Source organism: Pseudomonas sp. LAIL14HWK12:I10 (genome assembly GCF_900184205.1).
In the GTDB taxonomy this organism is placed as follows: Bacteria; Pseudomonadota; Gammaproteobacteria; order Pseudomonadales; family Pseudomonadaceae; genus Aquipseudomonas; species Aquipseudomonas kermanshahensis.
The window spans coordinates 25829-47109 of record NZ_FXWU01000005.1; the positions used below are offsets into that span (position 1 = coordinate 25829).

General features: G+C 64.7%; 22 protein-coding genes. 16 read left to right on the plus strand and 6 right to left on the minus strand.

All coding sequences use genetic code 11. The features are described 5' to 3' along the window. Positions 1 to 242: 242 nt before the first annotated feature. Positions 243 to 1160, minus strand: a complete 918-nt coding sequence (locus QOS90_RS12710; RefSeq protein WP_027593499.1) for a LysR family transcriptional regulator — start codon at positions 1158 to 1160, stop codon at positions 243 to 245. Between the two features lie 120 nt (positions 1161 to 1280). Between QOS90_RS12710 and QOS90_RS12715 the strand changes: the two genes are divergently transcribed. The 3 genes from QOS90_RS12715 to QOS90_RS12725 all read left to right on the plus strand — a co-directional run bounded on the left by QOS90_RS12715 (position 1281) and on the right by QOS90_RS12725 (position 3988). Beyond that, positions 1281 to 2039 carry a 5-oxoprolinase subunit PxpA gene (locus QOS90_RS12715; RefSeq protein ID WP_027593498.1) on the plus strand — a complete coding sequence of 253 codons (759 nt, stop codon included), beginning with the start codon at positions 1281 to 1283 and terminating at the stop codon, positions 2037 to 2039. Positions 2040 to 2132: 93 nt separating this feature from the next. Further along, entirely contained in the window at positions 2133 to 3020 is an 888-nt protein-coding gene (locus QOS90_RS12720) for a 5-oxoprolinase subunit B family protein (protein ID WP_027593497.1), read from the plus strand. Beyond that, positions 3017 to 3988: a 5-oxoprolinase subunit C family protein gene (locus QOS90_RS12725; RefSeq protein ID WP_027593496.1), complete on the plus strand. Its 972-nt coding sequence runs from the start codon at positions 3017 to 3019 to the stop codon at positions 3986 to 3988. Before QOS90_RS12720 ends, QOS90_RS12725 begins: the two co-directional genes overlap by 4 nt. A gap of 27 nt (positions 3989 to 4015) precedes the next feature. On the opposite strand, the gene QOS90_RS12730 is transcribed toward QOS90_RS12725, so the two are convergent. Both QOS90_RS12730 and QOS90_RS12735 read right to left on the minus strand, forming a co-directional pair. After that, positions 4016 to 4882 carry a TIGR03915 family putative DNA repair protein gene (locus tag QOS90_RS12730; RefSeq protein WP_085272972.1) on the minus strand — a complete coding sequence of 289 codons (867 nt, stop codon included), beginning with the start codon at positions 4880 to 4882 and terminating at the stop codon, positions 4016 to 4018. Next, entirely contained in the window at positions 4873 to 6093 is a 1221-nt protein-coding gene (locus QOS90_RS12735) for a putative DNA modification/repair radical SAM protein (RefSeq protein WP_027593494.1), read from the minus strand. Before QOS90_RS12735 ends, QOS90_RS12730 begins: the two co-directional genes overlap by 10 nt. Positions 6094 to 6249: 156 nt before the next feature. On the opposite strand from QOS90_RS12735, the gene mqo reads away from it, so the two are divergent. The 3 genes from mqo to QOS90_RS12750 all read left to right on the plus strand — a co-directional run bounded on the left by mqo (position 6250) and on the right by QOS90_RS12750 (position 9951). Then, positions 6250 to 7830 carry a malate dehydrogenase (quinone) gene (gene mqo / locus QOS90_RS12740; protein ID WP_027593493.1) on the plus strand — a complete coding sequence of 527 codons (1581 nt, stop codon included), beginning with the start codon at positions 6250 to 6252 and terminating at the stop codon, positions 7828 to 7830. A 278-nt stretch (positions 7831 to 8108) separates the two neighbouring features. After that, entirely contained in the window at positions 8109 to 9155 is a 1047-nt protein-coding gene (locus QOS90_RS12745) for a class I SAM-dependent methyltransferase (RefSeq protein WP_027593492.1), read from the plus strand. A gap of 100 nt (positions 9156 to 9255) precedes the next feature. Further along, positions 9256 to 9951 (plus strand): tRNA (adenine(22)-N(1))-methyltransferase, encoded by a 696-nt coding sequence (locus QOS90_RS12750; RefSeq protein WP_027593491.1) that lies wholly within the window; start codon positions 9256 to 9258, stop codon positions 9949 to 9951. 1 nt (position 9952) lies between these two features. Here the strand turns inward: QOS90_RS12750 and QOS90_RS12755 are convergent, their stop codons facing one another. Then, positions 9953 to 10216, minus strand: a complete 264-nt coding sequence (locus QOS90_RS12755) for a DUF2790 domain-containing protein (protein ID WP_027593490.1) — start codon at positions 10214 to 10216, stop codon at positions 9953 to 9955. A 125-nt stretch (positions 10217 to 10341) separates the two neighbouring features. Here QOS90_RS12755 and QOS90_RS12760 point away from each other — a divergent pair, with 125 nt between their 5' ends. Further along, on the plus strand, positions 10342 to 11274 hold the full coding sequence (locus QOS90_RS12760) for a LysR family transcriptional regulator (RefSeq protein ID WP_027593489.1): 933 nt from the start codon (positions 10342 to 10344) through the stop codon (positions 11272 to 11274). A gap of 63 nt (positions 11275 to 11337) precedes the next feature. Here QOS90_RS12760 and QOS90_RS12765 read toward each other — a convergent pair whose 3' ends face one another. Then, on the minus strand, positions 11338 to 12489 hold the full coding sequence (locus QOS90_RS12765) for an acyl-CoA dehydrogenase family protein (protein ID WP_085272971.1): 1152 nt from the start codon (positions 12487 to 12489) through the stop codon (positions 11338 to 11340). A gap of 16 nt (positions 12490 to 12505) precedes the next feature. After that, positions 12506 to 13576: an enoyl-CoA hydratase/isomerase family protein gene (locus QOS90_RS12770; RefSeq protein WP_085272970.1), complete on the minus strand. Its 1071-nt coding sequence runs from the start codon at positions 13574 to 13576 to the stop codon at positions 12506 to 12508. A gap of 322 nt (positions 13577 to 13898) precedes the next feature. Between QOS90_RS12770 and mdcA the strand changes: the two genes are divergently transcribed. From mdcA to madM, 9 genes are all read left to right on the plus strand, one after another. After that, on the plus strand, positions 13899 to 15560 hold the full coding sequence (gene mdcA, locus QOS90_RS12775; protein ID WP_027593486.1) for a malonate decarboxylase subunit alpha: 1662 nt from the start codon (positions 13899 to 13901) through the stop codon (positions 15558 to 15560). Then, positions 15560 to 16516 carry a triphosphoribosyl-dephospho-CoA synthase gene (locus QOS90_RS12780; protein WP_085272969.1) on the plus strand — a complete coding sequence of 319 codons (957 nt, stop codon included), beginning with the start codon at positions 15560 to 15562 and terminating at the stop codon, positions 16514 to 16516. The genes mdcA and QOS90_RS12780 overlap by 1 nt, the downstream gene beginning before the upstream one ends. A 1-nt stretch (position 16517) precedes the next feature. Beyond that, entirely contained in the window at positions 16518 to 16817 is a 300-nt protein-coding gene (locus tag QOS90_RS12785) for a malonate decarboxylase subunit delta (RefSeq protein ID WP_085272968.1), read from the plus strand. After that, on the plus strand, positions 16810 to 17658 hold the full coding sequence (locus QOS90_RS12790) for a biotin-independent malonate decarboxylase subunit beta (protein ID WP_085272967.1): 849 nt from the start codon (positions 16810 to 16812) through the stop codon (positions 17656 to 17658). The genes QOS90_RS12785 and QOS90_RS12790 overlap by 8 nt, the downstream gene beginning before the upstream one ends. Then, positions 17655 to 18446: a biotin-independent malonate decarboxylase subunit gamma gene (gene mdcE / locus QOS90_RS12795; RefSeq protein WP_085272966.1), complete on the plus strand. Its 792-nt coding sequence runs from the start codon at positions 17655 to 17657 to the stop codon at positions 18444 to 18446. Before QOS90_RS12790 ends, mdcE begins: the two co-directional genes overlap by 4 nt. A gap of 1 nt (position 18447) precedes the next feature. Further along, positions 18448 to 19062: a malonate decarboxylase holo-ACP synthase gene (locus tag QOS90_RS12800; protein ID WP_027593481.1), complete on the plus strand. Its 615-nt coding sequence runs from the start codon at positions 18448 to 18450 to the stop codon at positions 19060 to 19062. Beyond that, positions 19059 to 19979, plus strand: coding sequence for a malonate decarboxylase subunit epsilon (mdcH, locus tag QOS90_RS12805; RefSeq protein ID WP_085272965.1), 921 nt, complete (start codon positions 19059 to 19061; stop codon positions 19977 to 19979). The genes QOS90_RS12800 and mdcH overlap by 4 nt, the downstream gene beginning before the upstream one ends. A 62-nt stretch (positions 19980 to 20041) precedes the next feature. Continuing rightward, positions 20042 to 20464 carry a malonate transporter subunit MadL gene (gene madL / locus QOS90_RS12810; RefSeq protein ID WP_027593479.1) on the plus strand — a complete coding sequence of 141 codons (423 nt, stop codon included), beginning with the start codon at positions 20042 to 20044 and terminating at the stop codon, positions 20462 to 20464. Between the two features lie 2 nt (positions 20465 to 20466). Next, positions 20467 to 21231 (plus strand): malonate transporter subunit MadM, encoded by a 765-nt coding sequence (gene madM, locus QOS90_RS12815; protein ID WP_027593478.1) that lies wholly within the window; start codon positions 20467 to 20469, stop codon positions 21229 to 21231. Positions 21232 to 21281: the final 50 nt, after the last annotated feature.

Consider the following 21281-nt stretch of genomic DNA (forward strand, 5'->3'; position numbering starts at 1 on the left):
CTCTCTGCGTGTCGGCACCGGCCAAAGTTATGACGGCATTGCAGGCGGAACGTTCGGCGTGAAACGCAGTGGCTGCAATCTTCAAGCTTGCTTCGCCCCAGTGGGAGCAACTGTCTTGTGGTGCTTGTTTGGCGTCATTGCCGGCAAGCCAGCTCCCACAGGTGCGGCGCTAGACTTGGAGGCTACACAGTTCGGGTAGGAGCCGGCTTGCCGGCGATTGGGCTGCAAAGCAGCCCCCCGGCTCAACGCCGCGCCGACAACTGCTGCGGTGCCAGAAATGCACCATGAAAGTAGTTGCGCAACGCCTGCATCGCCGGGCTGAACGCCCGCTCGCGATGCCAGGCCAGGCCCACGCTCATCGGCGTGACCGGGTCGCTGATGGTCACCGTCTCGATCCGTTTGCCCTCCAGCGACCAGGGCCTGTGCACCAAATCAGAGAGGATCGCCACGCCGCTGCCATTGGCGACCATGCTGCGCACGGCCTCCACCGAGCTGGTCCGCACGCGCACGCTGGGCCGCTGCCCGGCCTGCTCCCAGTAACGCATGGCACTTTGTTCGGCTTCGTCCACGGTCAGCAGAATGAACGGTTCGCTGGCCACATCGGCCAGGCTCACCGCCGAGCGCTCGCACAGCGGGTGGTGGCCGGGCAGCCACAGCCGGCGCTCGGAGTTGAACAGGGTTTCCGAGACGATATCCGGGTGGGTGAGGTTGGCGGTGAGCACCACGGCCATGTCGAAGCGCCCCTCCAGCAGCCCTTGCTCGATCGCGCTGCGCTCCTGCTCATGCACTTCCAGGGTCACGTCCGGGTGCCAGTGTTCGAGGCGTTGCAGGTGGTGTGGCAAGAAGTAGCCAATCACCGTATAGCTCGCCGCCAGGCGCAGCAGGCCGCTGGCGCGCACGTCTGGCAGCGGGCTGTTCAGCGCATCGTCGACGCTGCGCAAAATCACGTAGGCGCGGTTCAGAAAGTGCCGGCCCGCCTCGGTCAGGCTCATGCCCTGGGCCGAGCGCTGGAACAGCAGCACGCCGAGCATCGCTTCGAGTTCCTTGATTGCGGTGGTCACCGCCGACTGGGAAATGTTCAGGTGGATCGCCGCCTGTGAAATCTGGCCGATCTCGGCAGTGGCGACGAAGTAGCGGACCTGGCGCAGGGTCAATGACACGGTTGGCTCCCGGTGTATCTGATTTTCAGAAGACACCCTATCTGTTTATAGATCTTCCCAAGGGGGTGTGGAAAATCTAACGTGGCTTGCATGCAGTCACAAGTGCCAGGAGATACGTTCATGCAGGTGGTGGATTTCAATTCGGACATGGGTGAGGGCTTCGGCCCGTGGACCATCGGTGATGGCGTCGACAACGAGCTGATGGCTTTTATCAGCTCGGCCAACATCGCCACCGGCTTCCATGCCGGCGACCCCGGCACCATGCGCCGCACTGTCGAGCGGGCCAAGGCGCTGGGCGTGGGCGTCGGTGCACACCCAGGCTTTCGTGACCTGGTCGGTTTCGGCCGCCGGCACATCAATGCCACCGCCCAGGAGCTGGTCGACGACATCCTGTATCAACTGGGTGCGCTGCGTGAAATCGCCCGTGCGCAAGGTGTGACCTTGCAGCACATCAAGCCCCACGGCGCGTTGTACATGCACCTGGCGCGCGATGAGGTGGCGGCCCGGCTGCTGGTGCAGAACCTGCGCGTGGTCGAGCCGCAATTGCTGTTGTACTGCATGCCAGGCTCGGTGATCTGCCGTATTGCCGAAGAACTTGGCCAGCCGGTGGTGCGCGAGTTCTATGCCGACCGCGAGTACGATATGAGCGGCTCCATCGTGTTCACCCGCAACGTGCGCGGCTACCAACCCGAGGCCGTCGCCGAGCGCGTGCTGCGCGCTTGCCAGCAAGGCCTGGTGCGCACGGTCGAGGGGCAGGACCTGGCCATCACGTTCGATTCCATTTGCCTGCACAGCGATACCCCCGGCGCACTCGACCTGGTCGAGGCAACGCGCAAGGCGCTGGATCAGGCCGGTATCGAGGTGCGTGCGCCACGCTGAGTTTTACCGGCACCTGGCGCACCTAGGCCGGGGCCGCTGCATCGATTTGATTTCGCCTGCCTTTCTATAAAGATTCCAAGAAAAGGAACAGTCATGGCCGAGCCGGTTGCTTCTACCCCGATCCGCTACAGCTTCGGTGCCGACGAGCACCTGTTTGCCGAAGTCAGTGACAGCATGTCGCTGGAGGCCTTTTTCAAAGGCATGGCCGTCACCCGCGCGGTGGAGCGGCTTGGCCTGGAGGGCGTCCTCGACGTGTGCCTGGCCAACGCGTCGTTCCAGATCCGCTTCGACCCTGACCGTATTGCCCCCGAGGCCCTGCTCGAAGCCGTACGCGGCGCCGAGGCAGAGGCGGTGGCCGAGCGCTCGTTGCACACCCGCATCATCGAAATCCCGGTGCTGTACAACGACCCCTGGACCCACGAAACCCTGATGCGTTTTCGCGATCGCCACCAGGACCCGAGCAGCACCGACCTTGAATATGCGGCGCGGGTCAACGGCCTGGCCGATGTCGAGGCGTTCATCGCCGCCCACAGCGGCGCACCCTGGTTCGTGTCGATGGTCGGCTTCGTCGCCGGCCTGCCGTTCATGTTCCAGATGGTCGAGCGCGAGCGGCAACTGCAGGTGCCCAAGTACCTGCGCCCACGCACCGACACGCCCAAGCTGACCCTCGGCCATGGCGGGTGCTTCGGTTGCATCTACTCGGTGCGCGGGGCGGGGGGCTACCAGATGTTTGGCGTCACCCCGGCACCGATCTACGACCCGCAGCAGACGCTGGCCTACCTCAAGGCGCACATGGTGTTCTTCCGCCCGGGTGACATCGTGCAGTTCAAGCCGATCGACCGCCGCGCCTATGACCAGGCGGTGGCGGATGTGGAAGACGGTTGCTTCAACCTGCGCATTCGTCCGGTGGCGTTCTCCCTGGATGCCTTCCTCGCCGACCCAGTCGGCTACCCCAAGACGCTGCAGGAGGTGCTGGCATGATCAAGGTACTCAAACCCGGCCTGGCCACCTCGGTACAGGACCTCGGTCGCGAGGGGTATTACCACCTGGGCATTCCGCCTTCCGGGGCGCTTGACCAGTACGCTTTGAGCGCAGCCAACCATCTGGTCGGCAACCCGGCAGGCGCCGCGGGGCTTGAATGCGCGCTGGTGGGCCCAGAACTTGAGTTCCAGCAGGATGCGCTGGTGGCAGTGTGCGGCGCGCAGATGCCGGCATTGCTCGACGGCCGTGAGCAGCGCCCCGACACCGCGTTCGCGGTCAGGGCAGGGCAGGTGTTGCGCTTCGGTTTCCCCACGGCGGGTGCCCGGGCGTACCTGGCCGTCGCCGGCGGTATCGATGTGCCCGAGGTGCTCGGCAGCCGATCGACCTACGCGCTGGGGGCCTTGGGTGGGCACCATGGGCGAAAGTTGCTGGCAGGCGATGTGCTGCCAGTCGGTGTGCCCAGCGGCAAGACCCGCGCCGGCGCAAGCCTGCCGATGGCGTTGCGACAGTCGCTGGGTGGCGAAGTGGTGTTGCGGGTGGTCCCAGGCTTGTATTTCCATCGCCTGACCGACGCAGCAGCGCAGCGCTTTTTCACCGAGGCGTGGACCGTCGGCTCCGAGGCAGACCGAATAGGCTACCGCTACAAAGGCGGCAGCCCATTGAGTTTCCAGCCGCGTGAGCAGCCGTTTGGCGCCGGCTCGGACCCCTCGAACATCGTCGACAGCTGCTACCCGATCGGCTCGATCCAGGTGCCGGCGGGGCTGGAGCCGATCATTCTGCACCGCGATGCGGTGTCCGGAGGCGGGTATGCCATGATCGGCACCGTGATCAGTGCCGACCTGGACCTGGTCGGGCAGATGCAGCCTAATCAGCAGGCGCGGTTTTTGCCGGTGAGCCTGGAGCAAGCGTTGGAGGCGCGGCGGTCGTACAAGAAGAAGCTGGGGTGTGTTGCCAGGCTGTTTGGCTGAGTGCTGGGGCGGGATCTTGCTTGCCCGTTATCGGTCAGAGGATTTCGGTATTCTCTGGCCGTTCTCGTTTATTTGCTTACCGCGCTGCGCAGCCACCTCCAGCGCCTGCCCATCCCGCTGCTTACCCTGGCGCGCCAGGCCTTCGAGCTGGGGTATCAGCATCCCTTCCGGCAAATGCCGCCAGAACCGCCCCGGCATGTGCAGGCGCAACGCGTCCGGGTTGAGGCGGGCGGGGTTGAAGGTGTGGCGATAGTAGGTGCGCCACAGCTCGGCGCCGGGGTCGTCGGCATTGCGTGCCCATTGCCGCCACTCGTCAGGGCAGGTGCGCCGGTAGTCGAAGGCCTGGCCGTCGAAGCGGATAGCGTCGGCAGGGGTGGCGATCAACCAGCGTTGCCGGCCCAGGCGGTCGGCGAAATGCGCACTGGCCCTGTGCAGGATATCGTGGGCGGGTTCGTAGTAGGCGACCAGGTCCAGTTGCAGCTGCTGCGCCAACGCTTCGGGTAGCGGCACGAAGCGTACAAAGGCATGCAGGTGATGGGCTTCACGGCTGACCTGTTTGATGCGCCGGTGCAATTCGCTGCCCAGGCGATCGCCGGCCAGCATCGCGGTGCGGTCACCATGGGCCACGCGCCAGAGCACTTCGTACAGCAGGTTCCAGCGTTGCTCGCCGCGGTAGCAGGCTGCCTGCTCCAGCTGGCTCAGTAGCGCTGCCGGCACTTTGCCGCGAAACGGGCCGGGGCCTTGGGGCAGCGGTGCAGGGATGGCCAGCAGATCATCGATCGGGCCTTGTGACCAGGTGACGTCGGCTGGGTCAATGCCATGGCCCAGCAGCGCTCGGGCTTGGTCACGCCAGGTGGCGAAGCTGTCATTGCAGTCGAGCGCGATCATCCCCATAACCCCATTTGCACCGGTGCCTGGGGTTCGCGCAGGCGTTCGCGCAGCAGGCCGCTGCGCAGCTCGGCCTGGGCCGGGCGGTAGTCACTGGTGACGATGAATGGGCGCGCTTTGTCCAGCACGCAGCGCAGTTGAATCAGGTCGTCGTAGCGGATGCGCCGCTCTCGTCGCAGCGCTACCAAACGCTGCACGCTGCGCAGGCCGATGCCCGGGATGCGTGCCAGCAGGGCTGGCTCGGCGCGGTTCACATCCAGCGGGAAGACCTCACGGTTGGCCAGCGCCCACGCAAGCTTCGGGTCGATGTCCAGTGCCAGGTTGCCGCTTTGCGCCAGCAGTTCGCCGGCCTTGTAGCCATAGCCACGCAGCAGGAAGTCGGCTTGGTACAGGCGGTGTTCCCGCAGCAGCGGCGGCGCTGCCAGGGGCACACTGTCGGGGCTGTCGGGGATCGGGCTGAAAGCCGAGTAGTACACCCGCTTGAGGCCGTATCCTTGGTACAAGGACTCGGCATTGCGCAGCAGGGTGCTGTCGTCGGTGGCGTCTGCGCCGACGATGACCTGGGTGCTTTGCCCGGCCGGGGTAAAGCGCGGCGCCTTGGGTTCGTTGGCCACGGCTTGCTGGCCGTGGTGGATGACCGCCATGGCCTGGCGGATGGTGTGCGCGTGTTTCTCAGGGGCCAGGCGCTTGAGGCTGGCGTCGGTCGGTAACTCGATGTTGACGCTCAGGCGGTCGGCCAGGCGCCCGGCTTCTTCGATCAGCAGCGGGTCGGCATCGGGGATGGTCTTGAGGTGGATGTAGCCGCGGAAGTTGTGCTCCTCGCGCAGCAGGCGTGCCACGCGGATCAATTGCTCCATGGTGTAGTCGGCCGAGCGGATGATGCCCGAACTGAGAAACAGGCCGCTGATGCAGTTGCGCCGGTAGAAGTCGAGGGTCAGGCGCACCACCTCTTCTGGAGTAAAGCGCGCCCGCGGCACGTTGCTGGAGCGCCGGTTGACGCAGTACTGGCAATCGTAGAGGCAGAAGTTGGTCAGCAGCACCTTGAGCAGCGATACGCAGCGCCCGTCCGGGGTATAGCTGTGGCAAATGCCCATGCCATCGGTGGCACCCAGGCCTTCGCTGCCGCGCGAACTACGCTTGGGTGCACCGCTGCTGGCGCAAGAAGCATCGTACTTGGCGGCGTCGGCAAGAATGCCGAGTTTGGCGATGAGTTGCATGGCGGCTGACTCGAAATACTGAATATTCATACAGTATTTTGAGAATGCCCTGATTGCAAGCCCCATCGATGAAGGCCGTGGATCAATGCCCGAGTAAATCCGTCAGCTAAGCTTGTGCTGGACTTACGGACAGCAACGAGGCGCGCGGGAGAGGACATGAAAATCACGATCGAAGCGAAGCGGGCGCTGGCCGGCCTGGCGCTGGCCATGGGGTTGGGCGCAGTCATGCTCAACGCCCAGGCCGCTGAAACCAAAAAGGTCGATGTACTGCTGGTGGGCGGCGGCATCATGAGTTCGACCCTGGCTATCTGGCTCAACGAGCTGGAGCCCGGCTGGTCGATGGAGATGGTCGAGCGCCTGGACAAGGTGGCCGAAGAAAGCTCCAACGGCTGGAACAACGCCGGTACCGGCCACTCGGCCTTGGCAGAGCTGAACTACACGCCAGAAAAAGATGGCAAGATCGACATCAGCAAGGCCGTGGAGATCAACGAGTCCTTCCAGATCACCCGCCAATTCCTTGCCTGGCAGGTCAAGCAGGGCGTGTTGAAGAACCCCCATTCCTTTATCAACACCACGCCGCACATGAGCTTCGTCTGGGGCGACGACAACATTCGCTTCCTGAAGAAGCGTTATGAGGCGTTGCAAGCCAGCCCGCTGTTCAAGCCCATGCAGTATTCCGAAGACCACGAACAGATCCGCAAATGGGTGCCCTTGATGATGGAGGGCCGCGACCCCAATCAGAAATTGGCCGTGACCTGGACGCCGATCGGTACCGACGTCAACTTTGGCGAGATCACTCGGCAGTATGTGGGATACCTGCAGACTCGGCCTAACTTCGACCTCAAGCTGTCGAGCGAGGTACAGGACATCACCCGCAACGACGACGGCTCCTGGCATGTCGAGTACAAGAACCTGAAAGATGGCAGCCAGGCTGCCACCGATGCCAAGTTCCTGTTCATCGGCGCCGGCGGCGCGGCGCTGCCCCTGTTGCAGAAGTCGGGCATCGATGAAGCCAAGGACTATGCCGGTTTCCCGGTCGGTGGTTCGTTCCTGGTCACCGATAACCCGGCCATTGCCCAGCGCCACATGGCCAAGGCCTATGGCATTGCGGCAACCGGCGCGCCGCCGATGTCGGTACCGCACCTGGACACCCGTGTCCTCGATGGCAAGCGCATGATCCTGTTCGGGCCGTTTGCTACCTTCTCGACCAAGTTCCTCAAGCAGGGCTCGTTGCTCGACCTGTTCGCCAGCGCCAGTGTTCACAACGCCTGGCCGATGGTGAGGGTAGGGGTACGTGAGTTCGATCTGGTGCAATACCTGGTCGGTCAGGTTTTGCAGTCGGACGATGACCGCTTCGAAGCACTGCGCACCTACTTCCCCGAGGCCAAGAAGGAAGACTGGCGCCTGTGGCAAGCCGGCCAGCGGGTGCAGATCATCAAGAAGGACGAGGCCCAGGGTGGGGTGCTCAAGCTGGGTACCGAAGTGGTCACGTCCAAGGACGGCAGCATCGCCGGCCTGCTTGGGGCCTCACCGGGTGCCTCGACCGCGCCGCCGATCATGCTGGATGTGTTGAACAAGGTGTTCAAGGACAAGGTGGCCTCGCCGCAGTGGCAAGCGAAGATCAAGCAGATCGTGCCGTCTTACGGCATTCGCCTGAACGAGCACCCGGACAGGGTGCAGCAGGAGTGGACGTATACCAATGAGGTGCTGCAGCTGAATCCACCGTCAGTACCGTAAACAGGCCGAATGCGCTGTAGGAGCAGCCTTGTGCTGCGAAAGGGCCGGTCTGGCTATTGAGGATGTTGTTGCCGCACGGGCCTCTTCGCAGCACAAGGCTGCTCCTACAAAAAACGCGCGCACTCTGCAGTGCTGCGCTTGGCTGAATGGTGTCCATCTACACTTACACAGCACATCACGGCGAATGTCGTGGTGAGCGAATTAATCACCGGACCACCGCCCCCTCGGACCCGGACTTCCCTCGTCGACGGTGGCCTTCTTGCAGAGGAGGGCAGGTCATGGACGAGGCACGGCTTCACGAATTCATGGGCAAGCTGGTGGGTGACATGGGCGCTGCGGCGACCCTGGCCAATGTCATTCTGGGCGACGAGCTCGGGCTGTACCGGGCGATGGCCGACAGCCTGCCGACCACCCCCGACGCGCTGGCGGCCAAGACCGGTTGCCACCCGCGCCTGGTGCGCGAATGGCTCAATGCCCAGGCGGCGTCGGGCTACATGGTGCATGACAAGGGCAGTTTCGTGCTGCCCGAAGAACAGGCCATGGCCCTGGCGCTGGAGGACTCGCCGGCCTACATGGCCGGTGGCGCCGCAGTGGTGGCGGCGCTGTTTCACGACAAAGACAAGCTGGTTGCGGCCATGCGTGGCGACGGCGGATTAGCGTGGGGCGACCACCACCCGTGCATGTTCAGCGGCACCGAGCGGTTCTTCCGGCCGGGTTATCGGACGTTTCTGGTGGCCGAGTGGCTGCCGGCGCTGGACGGGGTAGTGGCGAAACTGCAAGCGGGCGCCAAGGTGGCCGATGTGGGCTGTGGCCATGGCGCCTCGACGTTGGTCATGGCCCAGGCGTTTCCTGCATCGACCTTTGTCGGCTACGACTATCACGGGCCATCCATCGCCACCGCCAACCAGCGCGCCGAAGAGGCGGGGTTGGGCGCGCGGGTGCATTTCCAGCAGGCTACCGCTAAGGACTACCCCGGCCACGACCATGACCTGGTGTGTTTCTTCGATTGCCTGCACGACATGGGTGACCCAGTGGGCGCGGCGCGCCATGCCTACCGTGCCTTGAAGGCTGACGGCACGGTGATGCTGGTGGAACCGTATGCCGAAGACTCGCTGGAGGGCAACCTGACGCCGGTTGGGCGCTTGTTCTACGCAGCGTCGACGTTTATCTGCACGCCGAACTCGCTGTCTCAGGAGGTGGGGTTGGGGTTGGGTGCCCAGGCCGGGGAGGCACGGCTGCGGGCTGTGTTCGAAGAGGCGGGGTTCACCCGGTTCCGGCGTGCGACGCAGACACCGTTCAACCTGATCCTGGAGGCGCGTAAATAGCCGCTGCCCTTGCCGCAACCGGGCCATTCGGCTTTTACGCATTGTAATGCCGCGCCCTGATCGTCAGAATCGCGCCCGGTTGTCGAGCAAGGGGCTTACGTTGAACGAACAGACACTCTCCATGCGCCTGGAGCGCGTGGCGGCGCATGTGCCACACGGCGCGCGCCTGGCCGATATCGGCTCGGACCACGGTTACTTGCCGGTAGCGTTGATGCTGCGCGGCACTATCGAAGCGGGCGTGGCCGGTGAAGTGGCGCAGACGCCCTTTGCCTCCGCTCAGCGCAATGTGCGCCGCAATGGCTTGGAAGCACGCATCACCATTCGCCTGGCCGATGGGCTGGAGGCGATCGAAATAAACGACCGGATCTCTGCCGTCAGCCTCTGCGGCATGGGCGGCGACACCCTGTGCGAAATTCTGGAACGCGGCAAGCATCGCTTGAACGGCACCGAGCGCCTGATCCTGCAACCCAATGGCGGCGAGTGCGCGCTACGGGGCTGGCTAATGACCAATGGCTATCGCATCGTCAGCGAAGAGTTGCTGCGGGAGAACCGCTTCGACTACGAAATCATCGTCGCCGAACCGTGTGAGGCAGTGGCGTATACCGCCGAAGAACTGTACTTCGGTCCACTGTTGATGCGCGAGAAAAGCCCAGCGTTCATGACCAAATGGCAGCGCATGTTGCGTCAGAAGCAGCAGACGTTGGCCAACTTCGAACGCGCCCGGGATGCAATCCCACAGGAAAAGCGCGACGATTTCGCCCGGCAAATCACCTGGATCAACCAGGTATTGGCCTGACTCACTGCTGCGAGCAGTTGCCCATTTCCCGGTAGTTGATTTCGCGGGTGTGGCCTTGATGGTCGACATAGACCATGTGCGCGGTGCCAACCTGGCAATCGGCTGCATTGCTGGCTGGGGTGATGGAGATGACTTTGGCCACATCCAGCGGCATGCCGTATTCGTAGTTGCTGCTGGCAACAGGCTGGTTAGTGCCCGCGTCAGCCAAGGCGCCGAACGAGGCGAGGGCAGCGGTAACGGCAAGCACAGCGATCGAACGTTTCATGGCAGGTTCCTTTTTCGATGTTTTACCAATGATGTATTCATTGGTGATCCACAATAAATGGGCTAACCCGTGATAGATTCCTGCCTTGAACGTAAGAATAAGATTGAACAAGGAGCCCATTCCTCATGGACATGCTGCATGCCATGCGTACCTTCACCCGGGTGGTGGAGTGCGGCAGCTTTGCGGCGGCTGCCAATGCCCTGGATATTTCAGCGGCGCAGGTGTCGCGCATCGTTGCCGAGCTTGAAAACCAGCTACAGACTCGTCTGCTGCACCGCACCACGCGCCGTTTGCGCATGAGCGAGGCGGGCGAGCGTTTTCTTGAGCGCGCCCGGCAAATCATGTTGTTGACCGAAGAAGCCGTCGGCGAAGCGCGCGGCGCGCACCTCACGCCCCGTGGCCGCTTGCGCCTGCATTGCCCGCACGGCCTGGGCTTGCTGCTGATGCCGCTGGTGGCAGGCTACAACGCGCTGTGCCCGGAGGTGGTGGTCGAATTGACCCTGTCCCAACGCAACCCTGACCCGCTGGCTGAAGGGCATGACGTGGTGATCACCGTGGACGGGGCCTTGCCGGACTCGCAATTGATCGCAGTGCCCTTGGGCGACATCTTCAGCATCCCCTGTGCCGCGCCGAGCTACCTGGAAACCTTTGGGGTACCCGAGCGGCCGGAAGACCTGCATGATCATCGTTGCCTGCGCATGGCGTATCCGATGTATGAAGGCGACTGGGTATTCCCGCAAGGCGTCGATCAGTGCGTGATCGCGCCGCGAGACAGCTTCCTGACCAACGTGGCCGACGCCATGCTGCTGGCCAGCGAGTTGGGCATGGGCATCGGGCTGTTGCCGTTCTATACCGCCAGCCAGGCCATCGAGCAGGGGCGTTTGCGCCGGCTGCTGGCCCCGTATCGCCTGCGCGAGTGTGCGCTGTACGCGATCTACCCGTCGCGGCACTACCTGGATGCCAAGGTGCGTACCTGGATCGACTACCTCAAGGAACAGCTACCCGCGCTGTTCGAGGCCCATGCGCGGATAGTGGATGATGAGCGGTATTGGCGCTGAAACGGGCTGATTTAGCAGGAACCTGTGGACTGGCTTGCCGGCGCCCACAGGTTTGGCGACCCGCTACAGCGGATAGTGCTTGAGCTCCCGCGCAATCAGCATCCGCTGGATCTCGCTCGAGCCTTCGTAGATCTGCGTGATTCGTGCGTCGCGGTAATAGCGTTCCACCGGGTAATCCTCCAGGTAGCCATAGCCACCATGCACCTGGATGGCCATGGAACATACCCGCTCGGCCATTTCCGACGCGAACAGCTTGGCCTGCGAAGCCTCCGACAGGCACGGCTTGCCGGCACTGCGCAAGCGGGCCGCATGCAGGATCAGCAGGCGTGCGGCATTCACCTGTACCTGCATGTCGGCCAGCAGGTTGGCGATGCTCTGGTGTTCGTTGATCGGCTTGCCGAACTGCACCCGATCACGGGAGTAGACCAGCGCGGCTTCGAACGCGGCGCGGGCGATACCCAATGCCTGCGCGGCAATGCCGATACGCCCACCTTCGAGGTTGGACAAGGCGATGGCCAAGCCCTTGCCGCGCTCACCGAGCATATTGGCGGCCGGGATGCGGCAGTTGTCGAAGGTCACCGCGCAGGTATCCGAGGCGCGAATGCCCATCTTGTGCTCGCTGCGGTCAACCTTGAAGCCAGGGTTGTCAGTGGGTACCAGGAAGGCCGACAGGCCTTTCTTGCCCAGTTCCGGGTCGGTCACCGCGAAGACGATCGCCAGGCCCGCTCGGCGAGCATTGCTGACAAACTGCTTGGACCCATTGATCACCCATTCGCCCCCCACGCGTTCGGCTCGGGTGCGCAGGTTGTGCGCCTCGGAGCCGGCTTGGGGTTCGGTCAGGCAGAAGCAGCCAATCACCTCGCCCGTGGCCAGGCGTGGCAACCAAGCCTGTTGCTGTTCGGCTGTGCCATAAGCCAGCAACGGGCCGCAGCCCACCGAGTTGTGGATGCTCATCATCGCCCCGGTGGCGCCGCAGCCTGCGGAGATTTCTTCCACGGCCAGGGCGTAGGCGACGTAATCGGTGTAGCTGCCGCCAAAGGCTTCAGGTACCACCATGCCGAGCAGCCCCAGCTCGCCCATCTTGCGGACCACGCCATCATCGATCCAGCCAGCTTTTTCCCAGGCCTGGGCATGGGGCGCGATTTCGCCACGGGAAAAGTCCCGGGCCATGTCGCGGATCATGATCTGCTCTTCGCTCAGTTCCAGGTCTTGCATCTGTGTACTCCCGGGCTCACAGGCCTTCGAAGAATTGGTCGACCCGCTGGCGCTCGAGCTCGGCCAGGGTGGGCGGGTTCCAGCGGGGCTGCTTGTCCTTGTCGATGATCAGGGCACGCACGCCCTCGATGATGTCGCCGTACTGGAACCACTGGCGGTCCAGGTGCAGCTCCATGGCAAAGCACGCCTCAAGTGCCAGGTGGCGACCGCGGCGCAGCATTTCCAGCGTAACCGCCATGGCCAGTGGCGAGCGGCTTTCCAGCTGGTCGGCGGTTGCCAGGGCCCATGGGTGGCTGTCGCCGATGCTGACGGTGCGCAGTTGCTCGATGATCGCTGGCAGGTCGGGGAGGGCAAAAAAGTGGTCGATGACCGGGCGCAGCTTCTCCAGCGGCGCGTCATCCAGCACCTGAGTGCCGAGCTTGGCCAGCAGGCCTTGCAGGTCCTTGAGCGGGTGGTCGCCAAAGGTCAGGCGGTCCAGGCCCTGGTCGAGTGCGGTGAGTTTATCGCAGGGCACGTGCCAGTCGGCGAGCCCGCAATACAGGGCGTCGGCGGCCTGGATCTGGGTGCCAGTGACACCGAGGTAAGTGCCCAGCTCGCCAGGGAGGCGTGAGAGGAAATAGCTGCCGCCCACATCCGGGAAATAGCCGATGCCGACTTCCGGCATGCCCAGCCGGCTGCGTTCGGTCACCACCCGCAGGTCACAGCCTTGAGCCAGGCCCATGCCGCCGCCGAGGGTGAAGCCGTCCATCAGCACCAGCACCGGTTTGCGGTAATGATGGATGCACAGGTCGAGCGCGTATTCCTCGACGAAAAAGTCTTCATGCAGGCGTTCTGCGTTTTTGTAGCTGTCGTGCAGCGAGCGGATGTCGCCACCGGCGCAAAACCCTTTAGGGCCCGCACCACGCAGTACCACTGCGCGCACCTGCGGGTCGTCTGCCCATTGGTCGAAGTGCAGGCGCAGGCTGCGCACCATATCCAGGGTCAGGGCATTGAGGCCGGCGGGGCGGTTCAGGGTCAGGTGGCCAATCTGGTTGCGGACTTCAGCCAAGACATGATCCGTTGCCGAAGTGTAAGCATGCGCGGTCATCGCGTTCTCCCTGCTTTGTTATTGATTTTCCAAGTGAAGTCTGGAGTTCGCTGGAGGATCACTGGATCCTGTCATGCGAATTTGTCGTGCACAATCGGCAAATCTGCAGGGGTGTTTTGCATTTTTGCCCTGTGTATGGGTTTAGCGCTTGCAGCGCCTGGGAGATCGAGCGCCGCCCCACTAATATCACGCCATACACCCCCAAGCCCACTCCACCCTCAATTCATTAACCTGAGCGTAACGATCATCCACCCAGCTTGATTGATGCACCCTCACGCCTCGCCCTAAGGTGGCTCCACGACAGCGAACCCGTGGAGTCACCATGACAACAACCAAGAATCCACCGCCGCAATGGTCGCGGCGGCGCGCCGAGAAGCAGCGCCGCCTCGACCGGGTCCGCCACCTCGCCGACGGCGTGGTGCTGCCCACCGCGCATATCGTCGAGGCACTGGAACTGTTACTCGCACCCGGCGACCGGGTGGTGCTGGAAGGCAACAACCAGAAGCAGGCCGATTTTCTCTCCCGCTCACTGGCCAAGGTCGACCCGGCGCGGCTGCACGATTTGCACATGATCATGCCCAGCGTCAGCCGTGCCGAACACCTCGACCTGTTCGAGCGGGGCATCGCCCGCAAGCTCGACTTCTCGTTCGCCGGGCCACAGAGCCTGCGCATCGGGCAACTGCTGGAAGACGGCCTGCTCGAAGTCGGCGCCATCCATACCTACATCGAGCTGTACTCCCGGCTGCTGGTCGACCTCATCCCCAACGTGACCCTGGTCGCGGGCTTCATGGCCGACCGGGATGGCAACCTCTATACCGGCCCCAGCACCGAAGACACCCCAGCCCTGGTCGAACCCGCCGCCTTCAGTGACGGCATCGTCATTGCCCAGGTCAACCAATTGGTGGAGCGGGTCGACGACCTGCCGCGCGTCGATATCCCCGCGTCCTGGGTCGACTTCGTGGTGGTCGCCGACCAGCCGTTCTACATCGAGCCGCTGTTCACCCGCGACCCACGCCACATCAAGCCGGTGCATGTGCTGATGGCGATGATGGCGATCCGTGGCATCTATGAAAAACACCAGGTGCAGTCGCTGAACCATGGCATCGGGTTCAATACCGCAGCCATCGAGCTGATCTTGCCGACCTATGGCGAATCCCTGGGCCTGAAAGGCAAAATTTGCCGCAACTGGACGCTCAACCCCCACCCCACGCTGATTCCCGCTATCGAAACGGGTTGGGTCGAGAGCGTGCATTGTTTTGGTACCGAATTGGGCATGGAGGACTACATCGCCCAGCGCCCGGACGTGTTTTTCACCGGCCGCGACGGCTCGCTGCGCTCCAACCGCATGATGTGCCAGCTGGCGGGGCAGTACGCCGTCGACCTGTTTATCGGCGCCACGTTGCAGGTGGATGGCGACGGCCATTCTTCGACCGTGACCCGCGGCCGCCTGGCGGGCTTTGGCGGTGCGCCGAACATGGGCCACGACCCCCGTGGGCGCCGCCACGCGACACCGGCCTGGCTCGACATGACCGTGCCCGAAACAATGCTCGAGCGCGGCCGCAAGCTGGTGGTGCAGATGGTCGAGACCTACCAGGAGGGCGGCAAGCCCACCTTCGTCGAAACCCTCGATGCGGTTGAAGTGGCGAAAAAAGCCGGCATGCCGCTGGCACCGGTGATGATCTACGGCGACGACGTTACCCACTTGCTCACCGAAGAAGGCATCGCCTACCTCTACAAGGCGCGCAGCCTTGAGGAACGTCAGCAGATGATTGCAGCCGTGGCCGGTGTCACCGCCATTGGCTTGCGGCATGACCCCAAAGACACCCAGCGCCTGCGCCAGCAGGGCCTGGTGGCGTTGCCCGAGGACTTGGGCATCCGCCGAACCGATGCCAGCCGTGAACTGCTGGCTGCGCGCAGCATCGCCGACCTGGTCGAATGGTCCGGTGGCTTGTACAACCCACCCGCACGGTTCAGGAGCTGGTGATGAAAGTACTCGACCTGCAATCGCAAGGGCTGCTTCGCGAGCAAGCTCGTTCCTACAGGTATGTCACGGGCCTTGAAGCCAGTGGGGGCTCTGTGGGAGCGGGCTTGCCCGCGAAGAGGGCTGAACAGACAACCGAAATCCCTCTGGCCGACCACCTGGCGGATTTGGCAGTAGAAGCCCTGATCGACGAAGCCGACCTGTCGCCCAAACCGGGCCTGGTAGACCGCCGCAGCAACGGTGCGCACACCGACATGACGTTAGCGTTGATGCATGCGTCGGCGCTGGCCCTGTGGCCGTGCCTGCGGCAGATGGCCGAAGCGGCCGGGGCCATTGGCGGCGTCGGCCAGCCCTTGCGCACTGCGCTAGGCCGCATTGGCCGCGAAGGCGAGGCCGCGATGCTGGCGACCACCGGCGGGGTGAATACCCACCGAGGCGCGATCTGGGCCCTGGGGCTGCTGGTGGCAGCCCGTGCCCTGGGTCCCCACGCTGACCCGTGCGCAGTGGCGGCCCGCGCCGGGCGCATCGCGCTGATCGACGACCCGGGCGCAACCTCGGAAGACAGCCATGGTGCCCAGGTAAGGCGCCGGTATGGCAGCGGCGGTGCCCGTGAACAGGCGCAATTGGGCTTCCCAGCGGTTATCGCGCATGGCCTGCCACAGCTGCAGCGCAGCCGTGCCTTAGGTGCCAGCGAACCCCACGCGCGGCTCGATGCCTTGCTGGCGATCATGGCGGCGCTGGCCGACACCTGCGTGCTTTGGCGCGCCGGGCCACAAGGGCTGGCCACGGTCCAGAAGGGTGCCCGCGCCGTCCTGGACGCCGGTGGCAGCGCCACGCTGGACGGGCGCCGGCAACTGCGCCTTTTGGATGAACACTTGCTGCAACTGAATGCCTCTCCGGGTGGCGCTGCCGATCTGTTGGCGGCCTGCCTGTTCCTCGACAAAGCCGGGAGCCTGTGACATGGAAACCCTGACCTTTCAATTTCCCGCCGCCGAACCGGGGCGCGGGCGCACCGTGGTCGGCTGCGTCAGCTCCGGCGACCTGGAAGTGCTGATCGAACCCGGCATCGCCGGCAGCCTGCAGATCCAGGTCGTGACGTCGGTCAACGGCAGCGGCGCGCGCTGGACGCAACTGTTCCAGCGCCTGTTCGAAGGCCGCCAATGGCCAGCGGTGAACATCGACATCCATGATTTTGGCGCCACGCCAGGGGTGGTGCGCCTGCGCCTGGAGCAAGGTTTCGAGGAGATCGCCCATGACTGACACCGAACGTTTGCTGCACAGCCGCAGCCTCGTCGAAATGGGCGCCCGCCAGCGCGCCCGGGCACTACTTGACCCAGGGACGTTCCGCGAGCTGCTGGGCCCCTTCGACCGGCTCATGTCACCTTGGCTGCCGCGCCAGGGCATCGTGCCCCAGGCCGATGATGGCGTGGTCATTGCCAAAGGCCGGCTGAATGGCCGCAACACGGTGGTCGCCGCTATCGAGGGTGGCTTCCAGGGCGGCAGCATGGGTGAGGTGGGCGGGGCGAAGATCGCCGGTGCACTGGAATTGGCCATCGAAGACAACCGCAACGGCACCCCGACCTGCGCCGTGCTGCTGTTGGAAACCGGTGGCGTGCGCCTGCAGGAAGCCAACCTCGGCCTGGCGGCAATCGCCGAGATCCAGGCCGCGATCATCGAGCTGCGCAGCTACCAGCCGGTGATCGGCGTGATCGCAGGCTCGGTCGGCTGCTTCGGCGGTATGTCCATCGCTGCCGGCCTGTGCAGCCACCTGCTGGTTACCCGTGAGGCGCGCCTGGGCCTCAATGGCCCGCAGGTCATCGAGCAGGAAGCGGGTATCGCCGAATACGACGCCAAGGACCGCCCCTTTATCTGGAGCCTGACCGGTGGCGAGCAGCGCCATGCCAGTGGGCTGGTCGACGGCTATGTGGCCGATGATGCAGATGCAATACGCCAGCAGCTTTTGCACCTGCTCGACACCCCCGCCACAGACCGTGCTCGCCGCCACGCCTGGTACCTCGAGCGGCTGTCGCGCCTCGGCGATGACTGCCCGCAACTGGATGCCGCCGCTGTACGCAGCCTCTACCAAGGAGAAGCCAAATGAACCGAGCCATGAACTGGCTGCCGGGCCTGGCCGGCGGGCAAGCGCTGCCGGGTTACCCCGCGTCGCTGCAGGTGATCGACGGCGAACTGGACAACCGCCTGGCACGCTTCATTGCCGTGGTGCCCGATGCGCACAACCCGTTCCCCCGGGCGCGTGCGGGCGAGGTCGGCTTGCTGGAAGGCTGGGGGCTGGCCAAGGCGGTGAGCGAAGCGGTCGCGGCAGACCGCGACGGCGAGAAGCGGGCCATCGTCGCCGTCATCGATGTGCCCAGCCAGGCCTATGGCCGCCGCGAGGAGGCGCTGGGCATTCACCAGGCGCTGGCCGGTGCGGTGCAGGCGTATGCCGAGGCGCGCTTGGCCGGGCACCCGGTGATTGGGCTGCTGGTCGGCAAGGCGATGTCTGGCGCGTTCCTCGCGCATGGCTATCAAGCCCAGCGCCTGATCGCGTTGGACGACGCTGGGGTGATGGTGCACGCCATGGGCAAGGCCGCTGCCGCGCGCATTACATTGCGCAGCGTCGAAGCGCTGGAGGCCCTGGCCGCCGAAGTACCGCCGATGGCCTATGACCTCGACAGCTACGCCTCGCTGGGCTTGCTGTGGCGACGTCTTGGCGTGGACAACGCCGAGACGCCAAGTGCGGCCGACCTGGCCAAGGTACGTACCTGCTTGGCCGAAGCGGTGCGCGATATCGGCAACTCGACCGACCTGTCATCGCGGCTGGCGGGCGAAAACCGGCGTGCCTCCCGCGAGGTGCGCGAACACATGCGCCGTCAGTGGCAGGGGGCCTGAGATGAATAGCCCACGCGCGCACGACCTGCTGTGGGGGTTGCCCCTTTGCGCGCTGCCTGAAGATGCCCCGCAGTGGGCGCATCAGGTGGTGGCAAGCGGTCAGCCGGTGGTGGTGCGCCGCGCCGCCTGCGCTGACGGCTGGGTGGCGGTGGGCCTGCGCGGCCTGAGCCGGGATCAGCGGCTGGGCACACAGATGCGCCTGGCCGATATCCAACGCCTGCAAAGCCCTGAGGCCCTGCGCTGGAAAGCTCCGAGCCCGTGGCCTGCATTGCAGGCGTTGGCCTCGGTGGCCCCGGTACTCGATACCACCGGGCTGGCCTGGGGGCCGACAGGTGGGGTGGGGTACCAACTCGCCACCGAGACTGGCGTGCTGCACCTGGCCAGTGACCTGGACGTGGTCGTGCGCACGCCGCACCCCCTGGCACGCGCAAAAGCGCGGGAACTGCTGGACATACTGGACTGCGCGCCATGCCGTATCGATGTGCAATTGGAAACACCGGCAGGTGCCGTCGCCCTGCGTGAGTGGGCCGGTGTTGCCCGCCGCGTGCTGCTCAAGTCGCCCCATGGCGCGCGCTTGGTGGCCGACCCCTGGGCAGCTTGGGCGTGTGCGGCATGAGCAGTTTGTTCGCGTTCCCCGGCCAGGGTGCCCAGCAGGTAGGCATGTTGCACCGCTTGCCTGAGGGGGCCGGCCCACTGCTGGAGGAGGCCAGCGATACGCTGGGTCATCAGGTGTTGGGCCTGGACAGCGAGCAGGCATTGCAGAGCACCCGGGCCGTGCAGCTGTGCCTGTTGCTGACCGGGGTGGCCTGGGCGCGCCGACTGCTGCAGCAAAGTCCCGCCCCCGACTATGTGGCAGGGCTGTCGATAGGGGCGTATCCCGCCGCTGTCACGGCCGGTGCGCTGGCGTTCGCCGATGCCGTGCGCCTGGTTGCCCTGCGCGGTGAGTTGATGCAGCGCGCCTATCCGCAGGGGTATGGCATGACCGCGCTGAGCGGCCTGGACCTGGCCAGTGTCGAGCGCTTGCTGGCGGAGGCGGGCGGTGAGGTCTACATCGCCAACCTCAACAGCGAAAACCAGATCGTCATTGCCGGCAGTGAGGCGGCCATGGCTGCGGTGGCCCAACGCGCGCGCAGCCTGGGCCAGGGCGTCGCGCGGCGCCTGGCGGTCAGCGTGCCGTCCCATTGCCCACTGCTCGACGCCCCGGCTGCGGAACTGGCCCAGGCCTTTGCTGCGGTCGAACTGCGAAGGCCCATCATCACCTACCTGAGCGGCAGCAGTGCACGGCCGATCCACGACCCGCAACGCTTGCGCGACGACCTGGCCGGCAACATGGCGCGGGTGGTGGACTGGCGTGCCACGTTGCGCAACGCCTATGAACGCGGGGTGCGCCTGCACCTGGAAATACCACCGGGCAGTGTGCTCAGCGGCCTGGCCCGCCAGGTGTTCGCCAACGGCCGCGTGGTAGCCATCGAGTCCACTCGGCTGGACAGCGTCGACGCCTTAATGCGTCAGGAGGTGGCCGGCAACCGATGACCGTGCTGTGCAACGCGAAGGACAACAACAAGCAACTTCGACAACACCTGAGGACAACAACAATGATTATTTATGGTGTGGCTCTGCTGGCGGTGTGCACGCTTGCCGGCGTTATCGTCGGCGACTTCCTGGGCGTGCTGCTGGGCGTCAAATCCAACGTGGGCGGGGTCGGTATCGCCATGATCCTGCTGATCTGTGCGCGGCTGTACATGCACCGCCATGGCGGCATGAGCAAGGAGTGCGAGTTCGGCGTCGGCTTCTGGGGCGCGATGTACATTCCGGTGGTGGTGGCCATGGCGGCCCAGCAGAACGTGGTCACGGCCCTGCACGGCGGGCCGGTGGCGCTGCTGGCGGCCGTCGGCGCGGTACTGGTGTGTGGCGCGACCATCGCGCTGATCAGCCGCAGCCACCGCGGTGAACCCTTGCCCGCACTTGAGCCCACACCCGAAACACCTGTGCAGGTTGCCCCTGCAGGAGGGCGCTGATCATGTGGCCGATCATTGACAATGCCTTGGAACACAACGGCCTGATCACCGCGTTCGCGGTTGTCGGGGCGATCATGTGGTTGTCGGTACTGATGTCGAAATACCTGACGTTCGGCCGGGTGCACGGCTCGGCGATTGCCATCGTCATTGGGCTGGTGCTGGCCTGGGTTGGCGGTACCGTGACCGGCGGGCAAAAGGGCCTGGCGGACATGGCGCTGTTCTCTGGCATCGGCCTGATGGGTGGGGCGATGCTGCGCGACTTCGCCATCGTCGCCACGGCCTTCGAAGTGCAGGCCACCGAGGCGCGCAAGGCCGGGATGATTGGCGCCGTGGCGTTGCTGCTGGGCACGGTGCTGCCGTTTATCGTCGGTGCGGCGGTGGCCTATGCTTTCGGCTATCGCGATGCCGTAAGCATGACCACCATTGGCGCGGGCGCGGTGACCTATATCGTCGGGCCGGTGACTGGGGCGGCGCTGGGTGCGAGCTCGGACGTGATGGCCTTGTCGATAGCTACCGGGTTGATCAAGGCCATCCTGGTGATGGTGTTCACCCCGGTGTCGGCCCGCCTGCTGGCCCTGGACAACCCGCGTTCGGCCATGGTGTTCGGTGGCTTGGCAGGGACGGTGTCGGGGGTGACCGCAGGCTTGGCGGCCACGGACCGGCGGCTGGTGCCGTACGGCGCGCTGACCGCGACCTTCCATACCGGCTTGGGCTGCTTGATGGGCCCTTCGATACTGTATTTCTGCGTGCGCGGCTTGATGGGCTGACCCACCCCTCACGCCCTCTGTGTAGGAGCAGCCTTGCGCTGCGAAGAGGC

Excerpts from the sequence above, each read along its gene's own strand:
- QOS90_RS12715 (WP_027593498.1), top strand. The coding sequence starts at position 1,281 with ATGCAGGTGGTGGATTTCAATTCGGACATGGGTGAGGGCTTCGGCCCG.
- QOS90_RS12720 (WP_027593497.1), top strand. The coding sequence starts at position 2,133 with ATGGCCGAGCCGGTTGCTTCTACCCCGATCCGCTACAGCTTCGGTGCC.
- QOS90_RS12725 (WP_027593496.1), top strand. The coding sequence starts at position 3,017 with ATGATCAAGGTACTCAAACCCGGCCTGGCCACCTCGGTACAGGACCTC.
- QOS90_RS12730 (WP_085272972.1), bottom strand. The coding sequence starts at position 4,882 with ATGGGGATGATCGCGCTCGACTGCAATGACAGCTTCGCCACCTGGCGT.
- QOS90_RS12735 (WP_027593494.1), bottom strand. The coding sequence starts at position 6,093 with ATGCAACTCATCGCCAAACTCGGCATTCTTGCCGACGCCGCCAAGTAC.
- mqo (WP_027593493.1), top strand. The coding sequence starts at position 6,250 with ATGAAAATCACGATCGAAGCGAAGCGGGCGCTGGCCGGCCTGGCGCTG.
- QOS90_RS12745 (WP_027593492.1), top strand. The coding sequence starts at position 8,109 with ATGGACGAGGCACGGCTTCACGAATTCATGGGCAAGCTGGTGGGTGAC.
- QOS90_RS12755 (WP_027593490.1), bottom strand. The coding sequence starts at position 10,216 with ATGAAACGTTCGATCGCTGTGCTTGCCGTTACCGCTGCCCTCGCCTCG.
- QOS90_RS12760 (WP_027593489.1), top strand. The coding sequence starts at position 10,342 with ATGGACATGCTGCATGCCATGCGTACCTTCACCCGGGTGGTGGAGTGC.
- QOS90_RS12765 (WP_085272971.1), bottom strand. The coding sequence starts at position 12,489 with ATGCAAGACCTGGAACTGAGCGAAGAGCAGATCATGATCCGCGACATG.
- QOS90_RS12770 (WP_085272970.1), bottom strand. The coding sequence starts at position 13,576 with ATGACCGCGCATGCTTACACTTCGGCAACGGATCATGTCTTGGCTGAA.
- mdcA (WP_027593486.1), top strand. The coding sequence starts at position 13,899 with ATGACAACAACCAAGAATCCACCGCCGCAATGGTCGCGGCGGCGCGCC.
- QOS90_RS12780 (WP_085272969.1), top strand. The coding sequence starts at position 15,560 with ATGAAAGTACTCGACCTGCAATCGCAAGGGCTGCTTCGCGAGCAAGCT.
- QOS90_RS12785 (WP_085272968.1), top strand. The coding sequence starts at position 16,518 with ATGGAAACCCTGACCTTTCAATTTCCCGCCGCCGAACCGGGGCGCGGG.
- QOS90_RS12790 (WP_085272967.1), top strand. The coding sequence starts at position 16,810 with ATGACTGACACCGAACGTTTGCTGCACAGCCGCAGCCTCGTCGAAATG.
- mdcE (WP_085272966.1), top strand. The coding sequence starts at position 17,655 with ATGAACCGAGCCATGAACTGGCTGCCGGGCCTGGCCGGCGGGCAAGCG.
- QOS90_RS12800 (WP_027593481.1), top strand. The coding sequence starts at position 18,448 with ATGAATAGCCCACGCGCGCACGACCTGCTGTGGGGGTTGCCCCTTTGC.
- mdcH (WP_085272965.1), top strand. The coding sequence starts at position 19,059 with ATGAGCAGTTTGTTCGCGTTCCCCGGCCAGGGTGCCCAGCAGGTAGGC.
- madL (WP_027593479.1), top strand. The coding sequence starts at position 20,042 with ATGATTATTTATGGTGTGGCTCTGCTGGCGGTGTGCACGCTTGCCGGC.
- madM (WP_027593478.1), top strand. The coding sequence starts at position 20,467 with ATGTGGCCGATCATTGACAATGCCTTGGAACACAACGGCCTGATCACC.